Raw genomic sequence first — 15,959 nt, 5'->3', positions numbered from 1 at the left:
TTTTCTTTCCACTTCTTTTACAAAAAGGAAATAACACTAAAATACTAGAACTATAAGGAGAAGCAACATGTTACCAACGCTCATGTCTGTTGACTTAGCAAGATTGCAGTTTGGTTTAACAGCATCATTTCACTTCTTATTTGTTCCTTTAACATTAGGTCTAACGTGGATTTTATTCACAATGGAAGTAATGTACGTAAGAACAGGTAAGCAAGTATATAAAGATATGGTGAAGTTTTGGGGTAAATTACTCGGTATAAACTTCGCTCTAGGGATTATTACTGGTCTAACTATGGAGTTTGAATTCGGTACTAACTGGTCATACTACTCTCAATCAGTAGGTGATATCTTTGGTACGCCTTTAGCTATTGAGGGCTTAGCAGCATTTATGCTTGAGTCTACTTTTGCTGGTTTATTCTTCTTTGGTTGGGATAAATTGTCAAAGAAACAACACTTACTGTCTACATTCTGTTTAGCAATAGGTTCAAGCTTCTCTGCTCTACTAATCTTAGTTGCTAACGGTTATATGCAGCACCCGGTAGGTTCTGAGTTCGTTGCCTCTACAATGAGAATGGAAACTGTAAGCTTACTTCAAGTATTCCTAAATGAAACAGCTCAAACAAACTTTGGTCACGTGATAACAGCTGGATATACAACTGGTGCGACTTTTGTAATCGGTATCAGTGCTTTCTATCTACTAAAAAATCGTGATAATGGATTCGCTAAAAGATCTTTAGGTGTTGGCTTAGGTTTTGGTATCGTTGCTTGTACTATGGCAATGTTCTTTGGTGATGCAAACGGTGTAGATGCATTTAAAGTACAACCATTAAAAATGGCTTCAATAGAAGCTGAATGGGATACTTCTAAAGCTCCTGCTGCTTTCAATGCTGTAGCTATCCCGAGCAATGCTGATCAAGAAAACCATTATGCAGTAGAGATCCCTGCTGTACTTGGCCTAATCGCTACTCACTCTACAGATGTAGAAGTCCCTGGTATCAAAGCTATCCTTTATGGAAAAGCAGATGCTAATGGCACTAGAGATCCTAATCTTGCGTACTACAGAGATATCGCAACAGGTGAAACTGCTGATGTATCTCCAGAAGTAGCTGCTGCTAACCCTGCTAAGTACGAAAAAGTACCTGCTGCGGTAGTTATGATTAGAGATGGTGGTTTAGCGTATGCAGATCTTCTAAAATGGAGAGAAACTGGTCACGAAGGCGATACTCCAGATGGTAGTTATGCTAACTATAACAATCCTGAATACCAAAGATACATGGGCTTCGGTAAGTTACTTGTACAAGTGGCTCAAGAGAAATATGGTAAAGCTGACTCTGAAACTATAGCAAAAGTTGCTAACGATCCTGAATTAGTAAAAGCAGCTGCTACTAATATGGTTCCTGAAGTTGTTAGCATATTCTGGGCATTTAGAATAATGGTTGCTATTGGTTTACTATTATTTGCTCTAATGTTTGTTGGGCTAATACTACTTGCTAAGAACTCATTAGGTGGTACTAAATTCAGCAGATTCGTACTAAAAGTAATGTTATGGTCAATTCCATTACCATTTATTGCTTGTTCAGCTGGTTGGTTCGTAACAGAGCATGGCCGTCAGCCTTGGACAGTATATGGAGAACTTCCTACTAGTATAAGTTCTTCAGCTCTTACTGCAGCAGATGTTGGTACTTCTATGGCAATCTTCTGTCTAATAGACTTGAGTTTATTTGCTGTATTAGTTTTCTTAATGTTCAAATATGCAAGACTAGGACCTAGCTCGTTAGGCACTGGTAAATACCATTTTGAACAAAACAAAAATGATAAATAAGGAGAGATAAATGTTATTAGATGTTTTACAAATTATCTCTTGGCTAGTTGTAGGAGTTCTAATATTCTTAGTAGCTGCTACGGTTGGTTTTGACTTTGGTGTAGGTATTCTTGCCAAATTTGTTGGTAAAGATGACTACGAAAAAAGAGCTATCATAAATACAGTTGGCCCTACTTGGGATGGTAGCCAAGTTTGGTTTATTACAGCTGGTGGTGCCATATTTGCTATTTGGCCGCAAGTTTATGCTACAAGCTTCTCAGGTTTATATATTGCTATCTTACTAGTGCTATGGGGACTTTTCTTAAGACCGCCTGCTTTTGAGTACAGAAAGAAGATAGACAATCCTACATGGAAAAACTTCTGGGACTGGATGCTTTTATTAGGAAGTGTTATCCCTATAGTTGTTATGGGTGTAGCTGTTGGTAACTTATACTTAGGTTTCCCAATATCTTATGATGATACTGCAAGATTAATATACGGCACAGTTACTGATGGTCAATATCAGTCTATGTGGGTTACTTTAATACACTTATTGACTCCATTTGCACTATTATTTGGTATATTTGCTCTAAATATGTCACTAATGCATGGTTCAGCTTATGCTAAGCTTAGAACTGATGGTGTCCTAAGAGATAGATTTAGAAAAATCACAAATGTTACAGCGACTATCTACTTAGTTTTATTTGTAGTCGCAGCTATTTGGATTGCTCTAATACCAGGATATCAGTATTCTACTGGTGCAAGTTGTACATACGCATCAGAAGCATTACAACACCCATTTAGTGCTGGAGTTATTACTAGTGATCACTCTTGGTATTACAACTTCACACAAGCTAAAACTATTTGGATGTGGTTTGCTCCTATCCTAGCTTTTGTTGGTGCATTACTTGTTATCAAGTTTAACAACAAAGATAAAGATGGTGCTGCCTTCATAGCTAGTATGGCTTCTCTACTAGGCGCTGTATTAACAGTTGGCTTTGCATTATTCCCATTCATTATGGTGTCTAATGTAGGTAACTTCCAATATAGCTTAACAGTATTTAACGCAAGTAGTAGCCAAACTTCTCTAATAGGTATATTATGTGCAGCTGTTATTATACTTCCAATCATCTTCTCTTATACATTCTTTGTGTATAAGAAAATGTGGGCAAATGGTCGTAGAGTATCTGCTGAAGAAGTTAAAGCAAACTCTCACGAGTTATACTAAGAGGAGACTAGTATGTTTTATTTATTATGGATTACATCTGCATTTGTAGCTGTTGGTGCTGGTTGTTTCGTAGCTAGCAGAATCGACAAAAAAGAAGACTAATTTTCTATCTGCTATTTTCTTGTATTTTATTTCTTCTCTTTGATATAAAATTTTTTCATTCAAATTTTATTTGTTTAAAAAAATGAAAAAATAATATATCTAACTATCTCTTTATTTTTTGTTATAACATCTAATTGTTATGCAGATATTATTGTTGGAACAACTGGAGATTATGCTCCTTTTTCAATTTATGATAAAAACGATAATAAATTCTCTGGGAAGGATATTGATCTCATAAAAACTTTTGCTAAAGCAAATAATGAAGATATTAAATTTGTTAAAACCACTTGGGCAACTGCTGAAGGTGATCTAAAAGACAGTAAATTTGATGTCTTTGTAGGAGGTATGACAATAACTCCTACTCGTCAAGCAAAATTTACATTCTCTACTCCATTAGGCTCTTTTAGTAAAGCTGCCATGACTAACTGCAAAAACTTACCTAAGTTCAAAAGCTTTGTAGATATAGATAACCCAAACACTCTAATCATCGAAAATAGAGGTGGAACAAATGAGAACTTTGCTTTACAGAAAATCAAAAATGCTCAATTATTAATTATCGCTAATAATAAGCTTGCGGTTAAATCTATCACCGATGGCATAGATGGTATATATCCAGATATAATGTTTACCGATTCGCCTGAAATTGCGTACCAGCACTCTATAAATCCAAATATTTGCCAAGTACCAATTAAAGTTGATGATAGTATTTCATATAAGGCTTTTATGTTTAATAACACTCCAGCAGGGAAAAATCTCGCTAATAAGTTTAATGACTGGATAAAAGATAATCCTAAAATTCTTCATCAATATTTGAATTCAGAAAAATAAAAGTTCTCTGAATCAACCTAACTCTATCGGGTCAATATCAAAATACATCTTAACTGAGTTTTTTAAACTAGACATTATTTGAGTATTAGCAACCCATTTAATTATTGAATTTATCTGACTACGAGAGTTTGAGGTTAAAAGTATACTATAGCGATATACATTATTCTTTTTCAAATGAAGAGCTGGTAGAGGTTTAGATACTTGTACACCGGAGCTATCTGTCAAACTCAAATATATTTGCTCCAACATATTTAAGACTTTATTCTCATCTTTTGATTCAGCTATGATTTGTGCTTGATAGGTATATGGTGGATAGCTCGCGTACTTTCTTTGCTCTAGAAGATAATCCAGAAACTCAAGATAGTCACTATTTACCAATAACTGTAAAAGTTTATTATCAGGCTGATATGTCTGAAGTATTATCCTTCCAGGTTTATCCGCCCTCCCAGCTCTTCCAGAGACTTGAACTATCGTTTGTGCAGTTCGTTCTATTGCATGAAAATCAGTACTATATAAACCAGCATCAATATTAATTAATCCTGCTAAGGTAATATTCTCGAAATGATGCCCTTTTGCTATCATCTGAGTACCAACTATAACATCAACTTGCTTATCATTTATCATTTGATTAATGCTATGTAGGTCATTCATAGTTTTGATATTTGATCTATCAAAGCGCACTATCTTATTATATGGAAATCTGGCTTCTATTCTTGATTGAACTTTCTCAGTACCACTACCATAAGCAAAAAGCTCTTCAGCATTACAACTTGGACAAGCTGTAACTATTGGTTTACGAGAACCACAAAAATGACATTCTAAGTACTGATATGGATGTGTATGTAATGTATATGGCTTATCACATCTCTTACACTCAACAGCCTCACCACAGCCCTTACAGACCAAAGCCTTAGCAAAGCCTAATTTATTGATAAATATTAATGACTGCTGATGATCGTTAATATTCTGTTCAATCAATGAAAAAAGAGTATTACTAATACCATTATCAACAATACTTGATTTTAGATCTAATAGCTCAATCGTATTCTGATGTGAGTTTAGCGCCCTTTTATTAAGCTTGAGCAAATTATACTTTCCAATAAGATAATTATAGTAACTTTGAATAGATGGTGTAGCACTACCCAGAACGACTGGAACATTAAACTGACTAGCTCGAAATATAGCAACATCACGAGCATTATAACGAATAGTTGTTGTTTGTTGCTTATATGAACTATCATGTTCTTCATCAACGATGATAATCCCAAGATTCTTAAAGTCAGCTAAGACTCCACTTCGAGTAGCAATTACAATATCAGCTTCGCCATTTTTTATTTTTAACCAGTTAGTTAACCTAGTTTTATCACTTAGTTTAGAATGTAGTGCAACAACATTCTTATATATAAACCTCTTCTCAAATCTTTTGATTGTCTGTGGTGTAAGATTTATTTCTGGCACTAAGACAAGAACTTGTTGAGACTTAGCTAAAAAACTCTGAATGGTATGTAAGTAAACCTCTGTTTTGCCACTTCCAGTTACTCCATAAAGTAAAGATACCTTGAAACCCGATTGTGATGTAATTTGCTCAAAAGCATATTGCTGTTCTGGATTAAGCAACTTAGGTAAGTCTGATTCTATAGTATTATTAGACTGTCTTAACTTATAAGTTTTTTTGAGGATGTTTTTATCAAGCAGTTTATTAATAACATAGCTAGAGGCTAGTTCTTTTAGATCCTCAAAACGAAGCGCTTCATTATTAGCAAAAATTTTTAGAACATCTTGTTGCTTTGAAGTCAGTTTATGTTGCTGTAGCTCTATTTGATCTAAATATACATAGGTATCTTTCTGAGGAGAAACTTTCTCGATTTTCAAAAAATCATTTGGTAAAGCCAAACGTATAGCATTATATAAATCACAACAATAATACTGCGACAACCACAAAATAAGTCTTTGTACAACATCGCTAATAGGTTGGTCTATAATCTTTAGGATAGGTTTTACTCTTGTAAGCTCATAATCAATCTTTATATCTTTAGCTACAATAAAGCCTATAAGTTGACGCTTACCCACCTGTACCAAAACTCTGCTAAATAGCTCGACATTAGTATCTTTAATAGAGTAATCAAGCAAGTAACTTGGAGGTACTGCTAGAGCAACCTTAACAATCATTATCTAACTTCTGCAGTTTTTGTATTTTTATACCAGTAATAAAAGCCATAAACAGCTGTAATGAAAAATATAAAGTTCTGGAGCACTTGTCCATACAGTTCTTGTTGATACATGACTACAACGAAATATAAATCCGAAATAATCCATACAATCCAATTTTCCATAAACTTCTCTATAGTCATAATAATTGCTGTAAATGTAATACCTGTGAGAATACCTGTTGAAAATATATCTGCTGAACTAGTGATATAGTTAAATACAATACTAAAAATACATAGTATCACTAGATAGACAATATAACGAAAATAGTCAGCTCTCTTCATCCACTTAACAGTCTTATGCTCACCATCTATACCCTGTGTATACCACTTATACCAACCATAGCTGAAGAATATTACATAAACAAATTGGAGTAATACCAGTGAATATGTACCTTTCATTGCAAACAAAAATAACAAAAGTATCGCACCTACTATACCTAAAGACCAAGACCACACTTTAAGCCTTGCTAAGTATATTGTATACAACACATTTATAATCAATGCTGAATAATCAAGAGTCTCAAATAACATTACATAAATCCTTATACGCCTAAAAACACTCGTATAATTTTATATCAAGATCTTTGTATAAGTCAGACTTTATTACATTAATTTTTCTTATAGAGCTCGTTTTGAAATTAATTGTTGGATTACACGCCAAATATATCTCATACAAGTCTGTACTAAATACATCACAATTTAAATAGCAAATATCTTGAGCAGTTATTCTAATAACTCCGGCGGTTTCTAAGTCATATAAGATTTTCTTAACTTTATCGTAATCAGCAACCGCCATTTTTTGATACATTTGGTCAATACTGATTCCATTTCTCGACTCTCTTTGAGCCACATGTAATTCTTTAAGCATACACACACTAATACTTAGATCATCTCTTTTTACTTCTTTCTTAAAGTCTAGTGTCACCTCCATATACTGTATAGCTTTGATCATTACAGCTCCTAGAAGTGTAATCTGCCAAGCAACAAAGACCCATAGTATAAAGATAGGTATCAAAGATAATGAACCATAAATCACTGAATAAGTAGGTACATAGAACATATATAGAGCAAAAAGTTTTTTTGCAATAGAGAAAACTATAGCCACCAAAAACGCTACAATTAATGCCGTTTTTGAGTTAATCCTTGTATTAGGTAATATCTTATAAAAAACAAAAAATCCTGCTATTAAAAAAATTAAAGATAATCCATTTAAAAGATATTGCTCAATACCAATATCTTTTACAAACCAAGCCATAGAAATAAGATATGTACTAGAAATAAATACAAAACCCATAAGTATAGGCCCCATTGTCATCAAAGCCCAATAAACCAATAGACTCTGAACCAGCGGTCTTTGTTTATTAACATAAAAAACTTTATTTAAAGTAATTTCCAACCTTTTAATCATTAGAAAAATAACAACCAATAAAACTATAACTGATGTAATTGGCAAAGAGGTCATCTTTTCAGAAATACTTGTGATGTACTGCTGGACTGTCGCTGCAGTCTCGGGAAGCATATTCTGAAAAAGAAAATTCTGTAAATTCTCAGAAAGAGAACTAAATGCGTTAAAAGCATTCAAAATATTTATTATAATGAAAAAAGCTGGTACGATAGCAAACAAACTCGTAAGAGTTATAGCCGCAGCTACTGTTGGACAATCTTTACGAAGATATTCTTTGAAGACCCAGATCCAATAGTTTTTAAATATTGACAAATATTTTTTGTATAATTTGATATCAAACATAGAAAAACAACAATGAAAAACATACTAATACTATACTACAGCCAAGGTGGAAGTACAAAGAAAATGGCTCATACTATAGCCCTAGGTGTAGAAGCTACAGGTGCTACAGCCATAGTCCGTACGGTACCAAATATCTCAGCAAAAACTGAGCAAATTGACTCTAAAATTCCAGATAATGGCGATCTATATGCTACAAAAGAAGATCTTGCCAATTGTGATGGTTTGATAGTTGGAAGTCCCGCATACTTTGGCAATATGGCATCACCTTTGAAATACTTTTTAGAAATTCATAGTGATATATGGTTCAAAGGTAGCCTAATCGGCAAACCTGTTGGCTTTTTTACCGCAGCTTCAGGAATGCACTCTGGCCATGAAAGTACACTACTATCAATGATGATCCCTTTTATACATCATGGTTGTTTAATTGTTGGTGTACCATATAGCGAGCAAGCATTAGAACATACTCGTACAGGTGGCACTCCATATGGAGCATCTCACCTAAATACATTTTCACCAAACAAAACCATGTCTGACGATGAAATAAAAATATGTAAAACACTAGGTAAAAGAGTAGCTGATATTGCAAATAAACTTTGTTGTTAGGAGAATATTATATGAAAAATATTTTTTATACTTTAATATTTTTATCACTCTTGATATTGGGTGGTTGTAGTACATCAGAGCCAAGCTATTCGGCTAGCTCTGTAGGTCAAGTATCTCAAGTCAAACAAGGTAAAATCATAGATATTCAGCAAGTTCATATCAAAGGTTCTGACAATGTAGGTGCTCGTGTAGGTGGTCTTGCTGGTGGGCTTGGTGGAGCTCTAGCGGGTAGTGGTAATATGCTTACTAGTATTGCTGGTTCTATTGGTGGTGCTGTAGTTGGTGGTATTGCAGGTGGTGCTACAGAAGATGCCATAACATCTTCAAAAGGATATCAATTTACAATACAGTTAAGTAATGGTGAAACACTTGCCATATTACAAGAAGATAAACATGGCTTAAATATTGGCGATGAAGTGACTATATATATGTCTGGCAACAATACTAGAATTGTTCCTGCAAAAAACTAAAAACCAATATTAAAAATAAGTAAAATTTGCTTTCACAAAAGTTATCGTTTAGTATATCATTTTTGTCATCCCCTATAATGCTTAGCCTTTATTCATCTTTGCTAAGCAATTTTTTTGATAAAAGAGGAATCTAATAAAATGTATAAGAAAAAAGTTACCGCTTTAGGGTTAAGTATATGGTTCGCCTGTGCATTTTTTTATGCTCTTGAGTATTTTGTAAGATCATCAACAGGAGCTCTGCTTGATGGCTTTACAGAAGAGCCATATAACCTTACCCTTGCAGCAACTGCAATGTTTAGCTCATCTTTCTACTGGAGCTATATAATTTCACAGATCCCAGCAGGTATTCTTGTAGACAAATTTGGCATTAAACGAGTCATGATAGTAAGTTCTGCAATATTTTCCGTAGCGATGCTAATTGCCACTCTAGCTCATAATGAATCAATGCTTTTGACCTATAGAATATTAGCAGGCTTTGGTGGAGGATTTGCCATTTTATGTGCTATAAAAGCGATTGCGATATGGTTACCAAATAGATTGTTCCCTGCATTTACAGGCCTAACTCAATTTGTACTATACGTTGGGGCTACGCTTTCAGCCGCACCTCTAGTGTTCTTAGCTAGACATTTAAGCATTTCACAAATTATGGCTTTAATATTCATAATTTCTGTAATTTTACTACTTGTTAGTATATTTATAATAAGAGTACATCCTGACTACTCTAAACAGAATATGCAAAATGAACAAAAGACAAGTAGTCTGAAAGATATTGTTACTGTATTCAAAAATAAACAAATTTGGTTTAATGGTTTGTATTGCTTTACTATCTATGGAACCACTGTTCTTTTTGCTGATTTATGGGGAATAAAATATCTACAACTGACCGGTTTCTCTCAAGCCAATGCTGGTTACTGTACCTCACTAATCTTTATTGGTGTAGCTATATCTAGTCCAATATGGGGAGCTATTGCCTCAATATTTGACGGCGAGAAGAAATTCTTATTAATTACACCTATCTTTGGATTCTTTATTGTTACATACTTATTATTTTTCAATACAAGTTTTCCTGTAGCTGTAATCTTATGTATCCTATTTGGTGCTGTCCAAGCAGTTCATGTTCTTAATTATTCTGCACTAAGAAATACTGTTTCTGCGACACAAATTGCAACTGGATTAGCAGTAGTAAATATGTTCTTACCACTAAGTGGAGGAATCTTACAACCAGCTACAGGAGCATTAATAACTCATCTTAAGCAATCACATGAGACATTATATGCTTTCCAAAACACATTAATAATTATTCCTATATTAATGATTCTTTCATTTATAATTGCCTTGTTTATCAAAGATTCAAATAACTAAAATATATACTGCTTTACTCTAACTTTTTTTTAATCTATTATTTGTTATAAAATTTTGAACCTATATAAAATATGAAAAAATTAATAATCGCTGCTGCGATGGCAATAATCATCATAGCTTTTGTAGCTGTTAACTTTCTAACAAAAGAGACAACTAAACCACAAACAACAAAAGGATCTCATGATATAACTGTAGTTGCTGCTGAAAACCAATATGGAAGTATAGCTCAGCTTATAGGCGGTAGTAATGTCAAAGTTACTAATATCATAAACAATGCTGATGGCGATCCGCATACTTTTATATCCTCGGTCAAAAATGCTAAGCTGTTAGCATCAGCTGACGTAATTATATACAACGGTGCAGATTATGACTCATGGATTATACCTATTCTTAAGAGTAATATACATGCTACAATCATTAAAGTACAAGATCTTGTAGATTATCCTGAAACTCCAAAATTTGGTATCAATCCTCATCTTTGGTATGATCCTGACACATTCCCTGCTCTCGCGAAAAAATTAAAGGAAGTATTCTCTAAAGAAGACTCCATTGATAGTAATTTATTTGAGAAAAACTATGTTAATTTTGAACATAAGTATCAACAAGTCTACGATCTTGTTAAACAAATCAAACAATCTAGCGCAGGCACTCCAGTTACAGCTACAGAACCTCTATTTGGTTATATGGCAAGTGCTCTAGGCTTAGATATGAAAGGTCTAGCATTCCAATGGGTTATTATGAATGAGTCTGAACCTAGTCCTAAAATGATGATTGATTATCAAAAACTTTTCATGGATAAAGAAGTTAAAGCTCTTTTCTATAATAAGCAAGTTACTGATAATGTCACTAATAAAATGTTAGAGCTAGCAGAAGAAAACGATATACCCGTAGTTGGTATTACAGAAACGATGCCTACAAATGAAGATGCTATTACATGGATGGTAAAAACATTACAAAAAACTGCTGAAGCACTAGACAAATCTAACCAATAAAATGATCAAATGTTCTAATCTGATAATTGGCTATAACAAGCCAATCACACAACCTCTTAATCTTGAAATCCCAACAAATGCTTGGGTAGGTATAGTAGGTAAAAATGGTGTTGGTAAATCAACCTTTTTCAAAACTCTTTTGGGTAAGATACCAAGTATCTCTGGTTCTATTACTATCAATAATGCAAAAGTTGATATCAATAGCATTAGCTATATACCACAAGAAAGAGAAATCAATTTTGAAGAAAAAACATCTGGCTATACTCTGGTAAAATACAGTTATAAACCAAACTCATGGGGATTACCTTTATTTGATAAGAATTTCAGAGAAAAGTTGGAATATCTTATTATGTTGACCCAGACTCAAGACTATATACACAAGCCTTTTAAGAATCTTTCTGGAGGTCAAAAAAAGCGTATATATCTAGTTCAAGCTCTTATAAATAATCCTAAGGTTCTTTTGTTAGATGAGCCTCTATCAGATCTTGATCCAGATGCAAAGCAAAGATTTCTAGCATGCTTAAAAGCAATTCACAAAAAAGAAAGTATTACATTACTTCTAATCTCTCATGATATGAAAGAGATTAGCTCACAACTAGATGCTTTTATTCACTTTAAGGATGGTCAATGTCACTATTGTAATGAGATGCCATGTCTACAGGAGGATATCTGTGTTTAATTATACTTTCATGCTCTATGCTTTTATAGCTGGAACCATAATCGCTCTTATATGCGGTATTATTAGTTTTTTTGTGATTATCAGAAGATTATCATTTGCATCTCATGCTTTAGGTCATATTAGTCTTACCGGAGCTTCTGGAGCAGTTCTACTAAATTTATCAGCCATGACTGGACAGCTTGTCATAAACCTAGTCGCAGGTCTTCTTATGGGTGCCTTTGGTGATAAAATCAAAAAAAATGATATCGCGATAGGCATCGTTTTGACTTTCTTTTTGGGTCTTGGTACTTACTTCCTGTTTTTATATCAAAGTGGCTATTCAGGCTCTGTGATGTCCATCCTTGTTGGTGATATCCTCACTGTGACACTAGAGCAAATATATATACTACTTACTCTTGCTATATTTACTATAGCTCTTTTAGCTATGATTGCTAGACCATTATTTATATCATCGATAGATCCTGTATTTGCTGAATCAAAAAAGATCCCCAATAAATTTCTGTCCATCTTACTTTTCATCTGCATTGCGATTACAGTATCTATGGCTTGTCAAGTTGTTGGTATACTATTAGTGTTCTCACTACTTATAGGTCCGGCTGCGATCGCTACTCAATGGATAGATGGCTTTTATAAACCTATATTTCTAAGTACAGTTATATCCATCTTGACTGTTTGGTCTGGGATTGTAGCTGCCTATTATATCGATGTTCCTATTAGCTTTTTTATTACCACTATTATCTGTATTTTATATCTAATAAGTATCATAAAAAGTAAATTCTATTAATTTTTGCTAATCTAGTAAGTTGTCACTATACCGAAGCCATATTTGCGATTATAATTATGCTAATTTTAGTATACTTAATTTAGAAAAATGATAATAACCAAAGAAATTGAATACCGTGGTGATGGTGTTTTATTAAAAGGCTTTTGTGCATACCCTGATAGAGGAGCGCATTTACCGGCAGTTTTGGTAGCACCGACATGGGCTGGTAGAGATAATTTTGCTTGTGAAAAAGCAATCGCTATGGCAAAAAAAGGCTATCTAGGTTTTGCCATAGATATATATGGTGAAGGTAAAGTAGGCAGTTCTAAAGAAGAAAATGCAACTCTTATGAATAGCCTACTTGAAGACAAACACGCTCTTATGACTAGACTTAGGTCTGCATACAATATTGTTAGAAAGATGCCTCGCGTAGATAAGTCAAGTGTTTCTGCTATAGGCTTTTGCTTCGGTGGTAAATGTGTTCTAGATATGGCTAGATCGAACTTTGAATTAAAAGCTGCTATTAGCTTCCACGGCTTGCTAGAATCTAACATTGTTAAAGAGCAAAAAATAGACACAAAAATACTTGTACTACATGGCTATAATGACCCTATGGTACCACCAGAGCAAGTCAATAGATTTCAACAAGAGATGAATATGCGTAAAGCTGACTGGCAACTACATACTTTTGGTAATACATATCACGCTTTTACTAACCCTAATGCTAATGATCCTGAGTTTGGTACTGTATTTAGCAAAGAGTCAAACAAAAGAGCTTGGAAGCTTGCTGAAGATTTCTTGAGAGAGACTTTTGTCAGTAGTTATTTTTAATAACCATCTTAGCAAATTCAAACTCTTTAAAAAAAGTCCTCTTACTCCTGAATAACTTGTATATCTATAAGTAATTAATTATTATCATTTTATGGTCTACCAAATTAATATTAATTAAAGATCATACATTATATGTACTTATAAAGAATTAAGAAGGAAAATACATATGAAAAAGCTACTAATAATACCTATTATGCTAATAATTATGACTACACTTGTAACTAGCTGTCATCATCATAAAAAACCAGAAACATCGGCTTCATCTAGTTACTAACATACTCTATAAAGTACAGAGTATTAAAGACTGTCTATTGAGTACCTCAAAGTTATAAAATAACTAATAATGATGTTTCGTGGATATATCTTTTAAGAAAATTTTACTTAGTATCTTTCATGATACCGATATATGGCAACTGGCGATATCTATCATTATAGTCTAGACCATAACCAACTATAAACTTATCTTCAATTTCAAAGCATATATAATCTAGGTTTACTTCTCTTTCTAGCCTAGCTGGTTTGAATAGTAAAGTTGCAAATTTTAAGCTCTTTGGTTCTAGCTCATTTATACCATCCATAAGCTTATGATAAGTATGTCCAGTATCAACAATATCTTCGACTATAATTACGTTTTTACCCTGAATATACTCTTTTTTCAAGGAGCCAATAGTGGAGATTACCTTACCCGAACTAACTGTACCAGAACCATAAGATGAAGCCGTCACAAAGTGAGTTCTAAGATCAACTTCTAGCTTCCTAGTTAGATCCGCAAAAAACATAAACGAGCCCTTCAATACACAAATCAATACAATCTCTTGACCTGCATAATCTTTATTTATCTTATCAGCTAGCTTTGTAATCTCAGTTTCTAGCTGCTCGGCACTTATATATACTTCTGTATTATCTTTAGCAAAACTCATAACTAACCCTTTTTGAAATAATCTTCAAAGAATAAAATCTGCTCTCTAGATGGGCCATAAGCCAATGAAGATATTGGAATACCAATATGATTTTCTATAGTTCTTAAATACGTTTTAAGAGCAGTAGGCATATTTTCTTTTGTTACAACTTCATCAAGAGAGAATGGTTCCATATCTACCAGTATAGGCTCTACTTTATATAGATCTATGCCTGGATAAGCACAGAATATTTCTTTACCTTCATACTTATAGCCAATACATATCTTTAGGGTATCTAAATCAGAAAGAACATCAACTTTTGTCAATGCTATAGATGTCAAATTTGAACACTTAGCAGAATACTTAAGCAATGGTAAATCTAGCCAACCACATCTACGGATACGACCTGTAGTTACACCAATTTCACCACCTTTTTTCTGTATAAATAATCCCGTATCATCAAATAATTCTGTTGGGAAAGGACCTTCACCAACTCTAGTAGTATAAGCTTTTGTAATACCTATTACATGATCAAGATTATGTCCTGCTGTTGTTGCACCTGAGTACACACCCGCTACAGATGTGTTCGAAGATGTCACAAATGGATATGTACCATAATCAATATCTAAAAGTACTCCCTGAGCACCCTCATATACAACATTTTTACCAGTAGAAACAGCTTGATCGATGATAGAGAAAGTATCAGCCGAATATTGTTTAAGCTTTTGCCCTAGTGTATACAATCTCTCAAACTCTTCTTCTAAAGATGGATACTCTACTTTATATAAATCTTTAAATAGAGTCTCTTTCTCAGCCAAAGAAAGTGCTAATCTTGATCTTAGGACATCTTTGTCAAACAAATGCTTAAATTTGATACCTTTACGTGATACTTTATCCTCATACGCTGGGCCGATACCCTTACCAGTTGTACCAATCTTCTCAGTAGTGCTATTCTCTCTAACAGCATCTAAAAGCTTGTGATATGAAGTAATAACTGTACAAGATTCTGAAACAAACAGATTATCTGCAGATATCTCAATACCTGTATCTTGTAGACGTGTAATTTCTGTATCAAGAGCTATAGGATCAACAACTACACCATGACCTATTACGCATTTTGTATGCTTATGCAAAACACCTGATGGAATCAAATGAAGAAATGTTTTTTTGCCGTTTACCACTAGAGTATGTCCAGCATTGTTACCACCTTGATAACGAACAACTAAATCTGATTTTTCGGCTAATGTATCGGCAATCTTACCTTTGCCCTCATCGCCCCACTGAGCACCAACGATTACAATATTTGACATATTAAATTGAATATCTAAAGATTAAAGTTCTGATATTAAATATACTAATATATTAGTCACTATTTTACTAGTAAAATATCCCATAAACAAAAGCGTTTTGACTAAGATTTTGTGATTAAAATTGTTATAATAAG

16 protein-coding genes are annotated in these 15,959 nt (G+C 33.7%); 11 read left to right on the top strand and 5 right to left on the bottom strand.

Annotated elements, in window-relative coordinates; all coding sequences use genetic code 11:
* The first annotated feature begins 67 nt into the window (after positions 1 to 67).
* From IMS64_RS00640 to IMS64_RS00625, 4 genes are all read left to right on the top strand, one after another.
* Complete coding sequence (locus IMS64_RS00640; RefSeq protein ID WP_088820734.1) at positions 68 to 1,822, top strand: cytochrome ubiquinol oxidase subunit I; 1,755 nt, start codon at positions 68 to 70, stop codon at positions 1,820 to 1,822.
* A gap of 10 nt (positions 1,823 to 1,832) precedes the next feature.
* Positions 1,833 to 3,029: a cytochrome d ubiquinol oxidase subunit II gene (cydB, locus tag IMS64_RS00635; protein ID WP_004286664.1), complete on the top strand. Its 1,197-nt coding sequence runs from the start codon at positions 1,833 to 1,835 to the stop codon at positions 3,027 to 3,029.
* A gap of 12 nt (positions 3,030 to 3,041) precedes the next feature.
* A complete protein-coding gene (locus tag IMS64_RS00630; RefSeq protein WP_030003323.1) occupies positions 3,042 to 3,131 on the top strand; it encodes a hypothetical protein in 90 nt (29 codons plus the stop codon).
* A 123-nt stretch (positions 3,132 to 3,254) separates the two neighbouring features.
* Positions 3,255 to 3,959 carry a transporter substrate-binding domain-containing protein gene (locus tag IMS64_RS00625; RefSeq protein ID WP_211491070.1) on the top strand — a complete coding sequence of 235 codons (705 nt, stop codon included), beginning with the start codon at positions 3,255 to 3,257 and terminating at the stop codon, positions 3,957 to 3,959.
* A 12-nt stretch (positions 3,960 to 3,971) separates the two neighbouring features.
* Here IMS64_RS00625 and priA read toward each other — a convergent pair whose 3' ends face one another.
* The 3 genes from priA to IMS64_RS00610 are packed head-to-tail and all read right to left on the bottom strand — an operon-like array spanning position 3,972 to position 7,916.
* Positions 3,972 to 6,128, bottom strand: a complete 2,157-nt coding sequence (gene priA, locus IMS64_RS00620; RefSeq protein ID WP_211490610.1) for a replication restart helicase PriA — start codon at positions 6,126 to 6,128, stop codon at positions 3,972 to 3,974.
* The gene (gene pnuC, locus IMS64_RS00615; protein WP_035737525.1) at positions 6,128 to 6,700 is read right to left on the bottom strand and encodes a nicotinamide riboside transporter PnuC; all 573 of its coding nucleotides are present in this window, start codon (positions 6,698 to 6,700) and stop codon (positions 6,128 to 6,130) included. Before pnuC ends, priA begins: the two co-directional genes overlap by 1 nt.
* A 19-nt stretch (positions 6,701 to 6,719) precedes the next feature.
* Positions 6,720 to 7,916, bottom strand: a complete 1,197-nt coding sequence (locus tag IMS64_RS00610) for a YihY family inner membrane protein (RefSeq protein WP_004286668.1) — start codon at positions 7,914 to 7,916, stop codon at positions 6,720 to 6,722.
* A gap of 12 nt (positions 7,917 to 7,928) precedes the next feature.
* Here IMS64_RS00610 and wrbA point away from each other — a divergent pair, with 12 nt between their 5' ends.
* The 7 genes from wrbA to IMS64_RS00575 all read left to right on the top strand — a co-directional run bounded on the left by wrbA (position 7,929) and on the right by IMS64_RS00575 (position 13,616).
* Entirely contained in the window at positions 7,929 to 8,519 is a 591-nt protein-coding gene (gene wrbA / locus IMS64_RS00605; RefSeq protein WP_012280080.1) for an NAD(P)H:quinone oxidoreductase, read from the top strand.
* A gap of 11 nt (positions 8,520 to 8,530) precedes the next feature.
* Positions 8,531 to 8,989 carry an outer membrane lipoprotein gene (locus tag IMS64_RS00600; RefSeq protein ID WP_042516969.1) on the top strand — a complete coding sequence of 153 codons (459 nt, stop codon included), beginning with the start codon at positions 8,531 to 8,533 and terminating at the stop codon, positions 8,987 to 8,989.
* Between the two features lie 138 nt (positions 8,990 to 9,127).
* On the top strand, positions 9,128 to 10,351 hold the full coding sequence (locus IMS64_RS00595; protein WP_211490609.1) for an MFS transporter: 1,224 nt from the start codon (positions 9,128 to 9,130) through the stop codon (positions 10,349 to 10,351).
* Positions 10,352 to 10,422: 71 nt separating this feature from the next.
* On the top strand, positions 10,423 to 11,343 hold the full coding sequence (locus tag IMS64_RS00590; RefSeq protein ID WP_211490608.1) for a metal ABC transporter solute-binding protein, Zn/Mn family: 921 nt from the start codon (positions 10,423 to 10,425) through the stop codon (positions 11,341 to 11,343).
* Between the two features lies 1 nt (position 11,344).
* A complete protein-coding gene (locus tag IMS64_RS00585) occupies positions 11,345 to 12,022 on the top strand; it encodes a metal ABC transporter ATP-binding protein (RefSeq protein ID WP_004286673.1) in 678 nt (225 codons plus the stop codon).
* On the top strand, positions 11,943 to 12,806 hold the full coding sequence (locus tag IMS64_RS00580; protein WP_430886727.1) for a metal ABC transporter permease: 864 nt from the start codon (positions 11,943 to 11,945) through the stop codon (positions 12,804 to 12,806). Before IMS64_RS00585 ends, IMS64_RS00580 begins: the two co-directional genes overlap by 80 nt.
* 87 nt (positions 12,807 to 12,893) lie before the next feature.
* Positions 12,894 to 13,616, top strand: a complete 723-nt coding sequence (locus IMS64_RS00575; protein WP_088820718.1) for a dienelactone hydrolase family protein — start codon at positions 12,894 to 12,896, stop codon at positions 13,614 to 13,616.
* A gap of 377 nt (positions 13,617 to 13,993) precedes the next feature.
* On the opposite strand, the gene hpt is transcribed toward IMS64_RS00575, so the two are convergent.
* Complete coding sequence (gene hpt, locus IMS64_RS00570; RefSeq protein WP_012280086.1) at positions 13,994 to 14,536, bottom strand: hypoxanthine phosphoribosyltransferase; 543 nt, start codon at positions 14,534 to 14,536, stop codon at positions 13,994 to 13,996.
* 2 nt (positions 14,537 to 14,538) lie between these two features.
* Positions 14,539 to 15,825 (bottom strand): adenylosuccinate synthase, encoded by a 1,287-nt coding sequence (locus tag IMS64_RS00565; RefSeq protein WP_042524359.1) that lies wholly within the window; start codon positions 15,823 to 15,825, stop codon positions 14,539 to 14,541.
* Positions 15,826 to 15,959: the final 134 nt, after the last annotated feature.

Origin of the sequence: Francisella philomiragia (genome assembly GCF_018135955.1) — a bacterium.
Classification (GTDB): Bacteria; Pseudomonadota; Gammaproteobacteria; order Francisellales; family Francisellaceae; genus Francisella; species Francisella philomiragia.
The sequence above is the reverse complement of the archived record's forward strand: the minus strand, read 5'-3'. Positions and strand labels throughout refer to the sequence as shown.

Excerpts from the sequence above, each read along its gene's own strand:
- IMS64_RS00580 (WP_430886727.1), top strand. The coding sequence starts at position 11,943 with ATGCTTTTATTCACTTTAAGGATGGTCAATGTCACTATTGTAATGAGA.
- IMS64_RS00565 (WP_042524359.1), bottom strand. The coding sequence starts at position 15,825 with ATGTCAAATATTGTAATCGTTGGTGCTCAGTGGGGCGATGAGGGCAAA.
- pnuC (WP_035737525.1), bottom strand. The coding sequence starts at position 6,700 with ATGTTATTTGAGACTCTTGATTATTCAGCATTGATTATAAATGTGTTG.
- hpt (WP_012280086.1), bottom strand. The coding sequence starts at position 14,536 with ATGAGTTTTGCTAAAGATAATACAGAAGTATATATAAGTGCCGAGCAG.
- IMS64_RS00630 (WP_030003323.1), top strand. The coding sequence starts at position 3,042 with ATGTTTTATTTATTATGGATTACATCTGCATTTGTAGCTGTTGGTGCT.
- IMS64_RS00640 (WP_088820734.1), top strand. The coding sequence starts at position 68 with ATGTTACCAACGCTCATGTCTGTTGACTTAGCAAGATTGCAGTTTGGT.
- IMS64_RS00590 (WP_211490608.1), top strand. The coding sequence starts at position 10,423 with ATGAAAAAATTAATAATCGCTGCTGCGATGGCAATAATCATCATAGCT.
- IMS64_RS00575 (WP_088820718.1), top strand. The coding sequence starts at position 12,894 with ATGATAATAACCAAAGAAATTGAATACCGTGGTGATGGTGTTTTATTA.
- priA (WP_211490610.1), bottom strand. The coding sequence starts at position 6,128 with ATGATTGTTAAGGTTGCTCTAGCAGTACCTCCAAGTTACTTGCTTGAT.
- IMS64_RS00610 (WP_004286668.1), bottom strand. The coding sequence starts at position 7,916 with ATGTTTGATATCAAATTATACAAAAAATATTTGTCAATATTTAAAAAC.
- cydB (WP_004286664.1), top strand. The coding sequence starts at position 1,833 with ATGTTATTAGATGTTTTACAAATTATCTCTTGGCTAGTTGTAGGAGTT.
- IMS64_RS00595 (WP_211490609.1), top strand. The coding sequence starts at position 9,128 with ATGTATAAGAAAAAAGTTACCGCTTTAGGGTTAAGTATATGGTTCGCC.
- wrbA (WP_012280080.1), top strand. The coding sequence starts at position 7,929 with ATGAAAAACATACTAATACTATACTACAGCCAAGGTGGAAGTACAAAG.
- IMS64_RS00600 (WP_042516969.1), top strand. The coding sequence starts at position 8,531 with ATGAAAAATATTTTTTATACTTTAATATTTTTATCACTCTTGATATTG.
- IMS64_RS00585 (WP_004286673.1), top strand. The coding sequence starts at position 11,345 with ATGATCAAATGTTCTAATCTGATAATTGGCTATAACAAGCCAATCACA.